The organism is Bacillus hominis, from assembly GCF_018332515.1.
GTDB lineage: Bacteria > Bacillota > Bacilli > Bacillales > Bacillaceae_G > Bacillus_A > Bacillus_A hominis.
The window spans coordinates 1-276 of the sequence record NZ_BOQD01000707.1; the positions used below are offsets into that span (position 1 = coordinate 1).

At 52.9% G+C, this 276-nt stretch carries 1 pseudogene; it reads right to left on the reverse strand.

Going from position 1 to position 276, the window contains the following annotated elements:
* Positions 1–276 (reverse strand): annotated as a pseudogene (gene yijE, locus KI356_RS29050) (cystine transporter YijE); the annotation flags it as partial.

A 276-nucleotide genomic window follows, 5' to 3' on the forward strand; every position in this document is an offset into this window, starting at 1 on the left:
GCTCAGGATCGCCACCTTCCCCGCACCTCCGCTGACCAACGCCCACTGCGCCAGACCAACCATCCCGCAGGTTTGTAACAGGGCAATGGCTAAGGTGTATTTAAACGGTGTCGGGCGCATTCCGCGACCACGTAATAAAAGGACGATGAATAAAACGAGAGCGCCGAAAATGCAGCGTAAGGCGGTAAAGTCGAAGGCACCGATGTAACTGGTGACTTGCTTCATGAAAATCCAGCTATAACTCCAGATAAGTGTGAGCACAACCAGGCCACTGAT